The following is a 3,773-nucleotide window of genomic DNA, read 5'->3' as shown; positions in this document are numbered from 1 at the left end:
GGTAATATACGTAAAATAATTACTATAGATAACTATAATTTTACGTAAAAAAAAGCCCCGCTATTAGCGTGGTTTACGTAATTTATATTATATATTTAACCTATAGATAACGAAAGGAATGACTTGATATATTCTCAAGATTCAAAAACTGCGTAACTAATTTTAATTGCTTTTGCACTGCTCTAACTGTTATATTAAAAATTCTCGCAGTTACCCTTATGTTATTTTCAAGCACATACATTTTTATATAATTATAAATTTCAGCTGGTACTGTAAATGATCTTCTCTTCTCTGTTTTTTCTTCTATTATATTTAACCGATACCGATCTCCATCGCGAATAATATCTTGTAGCCTTAAATTTAATATATCTCCAATCCTTAAACCTAAATTAGCTTGAATTATTAAAGCAGTTGCAATTCTATTATTTCCCATAAACTCTTTATTTCCATTTTTAAATCCTCGCTTCATAACTTCTATTATATTTTTATATTGCTCTGTAGTTAATGCTACCATGTATTTACACTCTCTTTCCATAATTTATTTATTACCCATTAACTTAATTATAGTGAAAGTTCGCGTTTTATCAACCAAAAGTTCGCTTTTTGTATAAGCTAAAATCCAAGTGCTTTGAAACGTAGTAATATAGCTAAAGTTCGTGTTTGTGTACAAACACGAACTTTACAAATGTACAAATAAAAAAGAAGCAAATTTTATGCTCCTTTTTAGTTCATACTTATTTATTAGTTTTTCTTAATAATTCTTTTTCCTTAATGAGAGAGGAGCTTATAAATATAAGTTCTTTTTATCGTGTATCTAAAATTTAATAAAAAAATGCAAAGGCGGGAGTCGAATCCTAAGTGCCTTTGCATTTTGAAAACTAGCCCCGAAAAGAAAGGGTAATAATATATTATCCTATATATGTAAAAAATGCAATGCGAAAATATGAAAAAGTATAAAGTGTAGATTGCAATATAAAATGTCCGTAATTTTAAAAAATAAAATGTGGAGTAATTATGAAGCTAATTTATTTTATTTTATAAATTAGTAATATTTTTACAAGGTCTAATCATCTTTCAAGTAACTAATTGCTACAGATCCAAAGTATGGTGGACTAAATTTCACTGCTAGTAAGTTTGCAAGCAGTTGTAAATGATGTAACCTTCATTTGTTTAATAACGTAAAAGATTCTAATGGAAAGTAATCAGAAGAACTAAAAATCGCAACTATTGAAAAAATTATGGAAAAGAGTGATGTAGAACTCGGTATAGAATACTTAAAAAAGTATTTTTAGACCAGTAGTCGTAAATATAAAAATTGAGAGTATAGAATTAAAAACCCAAAATAAAATTCGGAACTTTCCTATTGCTTCTGGTTACAGCTATGTTCTTCATACCCCTAATTACCTTTGCATTTAAAACTATTTCCAAAAAGAAAGTTCAATAATATTATCCTTTTATTTTAATAAAATAGCAATTAAAATAAAAGGATAAAGCAAAAAATCATGCATAAAAGTAGTGCATTTTCTCAATTAGACTCTTTTTATGTAGTGAAAATAGTGAATTAATGCATATGTTAAAGTGACAATGAGGGTATAGGCTAGTTATAAGGGTATAAAAAATACCGTGAAAATTTTAAATTTTATTTCACGGCGTCTTTTATTTTTTGATCTATTTATAACAAACGAAAATCACCCATTTATTTTTATATGGAATTTACATTATTCATATTGCTTTTTTTCACAACATATTCGAATCTAAAAATTATATTCTACTCCTGCTGCTAGCCCTTTTGCTTTGTCTATCCCTAGATAAAACCATCCAAAAGTGTCTCAGCGTATGTAACCCTTCATATATAAATCCTGTTTTACAAAAGAAAAGTTCATCCTCTTTTGTTTTCACCTTTTGCTTATAGGGATAGTCGTTAAGATTCCCTGAGTAAAATATAAATTTATCCATAACTTCACAAATGTCTGTTGGTGTTATGTGGTAGGATTCAAGTGAAGGAACATTAATACCACCCTCCTTTAGTGCTTCCGTTACAAATTCTGTGCATATATATGTCTTATAAACCGACCGCTTTTTATTAGAAATAACCCCCATTGCTTGAAGAAAATTATAGTAATATATTTCATCATCATTATATATATCATATATAAATCGCCTTATTAATTCATATCTAATTACACTTACAGGTATCCGATATACGTTAATAGGAACATCTTCTTTACGCCCTATGTTAAGAGTAAATGCACTTTCGCGTACAATTCCACCTACAAGTGGATTACTAATTGAGAATCTACAAAATGAATACATTTGAATTAGATCTTTATCTAAACTAATTGAAGCATGATTATATTCTTCTTTTAAAAATTTTCTAACTAATTTTCCTGTAGAAGTTGGTGTTCTTGAAATGACAACATAAACATACTTTTCCATTTTCGTCTCCTCACAACAATTAAAATTTAATTCACGATTTTAAAATTTTTATTTATACATTCTAATAGTATTCTTTCCCTATTGTTCCTACAAATACTAACTTATCATCGATTACTGTAGTTTCAAATTGGTATTGTGGAGCTTTTGTATTTTTCATGACCTTTTTAATATTTTCAAAATCTAATCCGCCTCCAACTAATATGTTAATATGTTTTGCAATCGTAATATCTTCCACCATAAGCTGAATTTCTTCCTGGGTATATATAAACGATTTGCTGTGTGGCCTTGTTAAACTAAAGCAGAACATAGCTTTAATCTCATTTATAGGATGGCAACTATGTGGTATAGGCTAGTTATAGAGGTTTATTAAATGTAAACTAAAACTAATAATTTAATTTTTATCGTAGCTCGGTTTCATCATTACCTTGATTATTTATAATTGTAATATCTATAGTTTCTTTATCGTGTGCCTCCTGTATCACTTTTTTTAGTGCTTGATTCTTTGCACTCTTCACAACCTTCGCATCCTTGTCCATTCATTAAACTTATATTTCAATTGAATAACGTTTAATATATAGTTAAATATTGGTTCCATTCACATGTTTTAGTGGGAATATTTATTGAAATTTTGTTCATCAATCCAGTATCCCTGTTGATTATAATATTGGTGCAGTTTGCTTTCATAGTCCCGTGTTATCAAAGACTCCTCAGTATATTCCGGTGACTGCTTGATGTTCTCACGAAGAAGATTGACAAATACCTTAGATTCGTTCCAACTAACGCGCTCTATCCATTTCGGTGAAATAAGAACCTTTTTCCCCGGCAACCAATTCTTTGTATCAATGATTAGGTAACGAATCGCAAGTGTTTTATCATCAATAATAAAATCCTCAACATGTCCAATCGTGCCATCTGCAGCTTGGATGTCGTACCCAATTACATCACTAGCCATGTGTAAATGGTTTTCCCACTGTTCGTTAACTTGAGGTGATCCCATTAATTTTTCTTGGTCTTGACTACTCTCTATGCGAGGAGAAAGTCCATACGTTCCCCACATGTTTGGTCCACCCCAATATACGGGCCATTCATAATACTTATAGTAATCTTCTTCATATTGTCGTGATATAGGTTCATCATTATACAAAGAAGGACTGTTCTCAATCTGATTCTTGGTGAGATTAATGGCGATAGATTCATCTTCTTTATTAACACCATCCAATGCATACGGTGAGATTATTACTTGTCTACCAGTTAACCAATTTCCTGTGTTTACAATCAAATAGCGAATTGCCCAAAAGTGGTCATCAAAATAGAATTCTTTGACCTTACCTATTTCT

General features: G+C 29.8%; 5 protein-coding genes. All 5 read right to left on the bottom strand.

Features of this window, described 5'->3' with window-relative positions; genetic code table 11:
• Positions 1-100: 100 nt before the first annotated feature.
• Positions 101-535, bottom strand: a complete 435-nt coding sequence (locus KPL55_RS25265; RefSeq protein ID WP_246599844.1) for a tyrosine-type recombinase/integrase — start codon at positions 533-535, stop codon at positions 101-103.
• A 1,226-nt stretch (positions 536-1,761) separates the two neighbouring features.
• On the bottom strand, positions 1,762-2,436 hold the full coding sequence (locus tag KPL55_RS25260) for a hypothetical protein (RefSeq protein WP_216309519.1): 675 nt from the start codon (positions 2,434-2,436) through the stop codon (positions 1,762-1,764).
• 61 nt (positions 2,437-2,497) lie between these two features.
• The gene (locus KPL55_RS25255) at positions 2,498-2,743 is read right to left on the bottom strand and encodes a hypothetical protein (RefSeq protein WP_216309518.1); all 246 of its coding nucleotides are present in this window, start codon (positions 2,741-2,743) and stop codon (positions 2,498-2,500) included.
• A 91-nt stretch (positions 2,744-2,834) separates the two neighbouring features.
• Complete coding sequence (locus KPL55_RS25250) at positions 2,835-2,972, bottom strand: hypothetical protein (protein ID WP_216309517.1); 138 nt, start codon at positions 2,970-2,972, stop codon at positions 2,835-2,837.
• Positions 2,973-3,040: 68 nt separating this feature from the next.
• Positions 3,041-3,773, bottom strand: a 733-nt coding sequence (locus tag KPL55_RS25245) for a PRC-barrel domain-containing protein (protein ID WP_216309516.1), incomplete at its 5' end; no start/stop codon positions are given.

The sequence above is a fragment of the Clostridium lacusfryxellense genome (assembly GCF_018861735.1).
Taxonomy (GTDB): domain Bacteria; phylum Bacillota; class Clostridia; order Clostridiales; family Clostridiaceae; genus Clostridium_AD; species Clostridium_AD lacusfryxellense.
The sequence above is the reverse complement of the archived record's forward strand: the minus strand, read 5'-3'. Positions and strand labels throughout refer to the sequence as shown.

Coding starts and splice junctions, on each gene's coding strand:
- KPL55_RS25265 (WP_246599844.1), bottom strand. CDS start 535: ATGGAAAGAGAGTGTAAATACATGGTAGCATTAACTACAGAGCAATAT.
- KPL55_RS25260 (WP_216309519.1), bottom strand. CDS start 2,436: ATGGAAAAGTATGTTTATGTTGTCATTTCAAGAACACCAACTTCTACA.
- KPL55_RS25255 (WP_216309518.1), bottom strand. CDS start 2,743: ATGTTCTGCTTTAGTTTAACAAGGCCACACAGCAAATCGTTTATATAT.
- KPL55_RS25250 (WP_216309517.1), bottom strand. CDS start 2,972: ATGGACAAGGATGCGAAGGTTGTGAAGAGTGCAAAGAATCAAGCACTA.